General features: G+C 41.2%; 1 protein-coding gene. It reads right to left on the bottom strand.

The features are described 5' to 3' along the window. Window positions 1-713, bottom strand: a 713-nt coding sequence (locus IDG60_RS18385; RefSeq protein WP_206161040.1) for an E domain-containing protein, incomplete at both ends; no start/stop codon positions are given.

Raw genomic sequence — 713 nt, 5'->3', positions numbered from 1 at the left:
TCGCCAACTTTTTCACCCGTTAATGGGTTCACTGTGATTGGTGTTGTGATTGTCTTACTTCCTGGTTGTCCTTCTTGTTTCACTCGCTCTTCACCAGGTTGTAACTTCGGATTAAATTCACGTTTTGTTTCAAACGGTATCTCTACTGTTTTTGTTTCTGGTGTACCCGTTTTTGGTCCGTGTTTAATCACATCATCCACTGGCTCTTCGATCACTTTTCCTGTGTCTGGATTCTTAATTCCTGGTTTACCTGGTACTTTTTCCGTTTGATCTGTTGGTAAGTTTGGATCGAAGATATCTTTATGACCTTGCGTTATTTTCTCGCCACCGAACTCTACAATCTTATCTACTGGTTGTTTTGTGATCTCTTCTGTTGGTTGACCCTCACCAACTTTTTCACCTGTTAATGGGTTCACTGTGATTGGTGTTGTGATTGTCTTACTTCCTGGTTGTCCCTCTTGTTTCACTCGCTCTTCACCAGGTTGTAACTTCGGATTAAATTCACGTTTTGTTTCAAACGGTATCTCTACTGTTTTTGTTTCTGGTGTGCCTGTTTTTGGTCCGTGTTTAATCACATCATCCACTGGCTCTTCGATCACTTTTCCTGTGTCTGGATTCTTGATTCCTGGTTTACCTGGTACTTTTTCCGTTTGATCTGTTGGTAAGTTTGGATCAAAGATATCTTTATGACCTTGCGGTATTTTCTCGCCACC

The sequence above is a fragment of the Staphylococcus sp. EG-SA-2 genome, assembly GCF_017152085.1.
The sequence above is the reverse complement of the archived record's forward strand: the minus strand, read 5'-3'. Positions and strand labels throughout refer to the sequence as shown.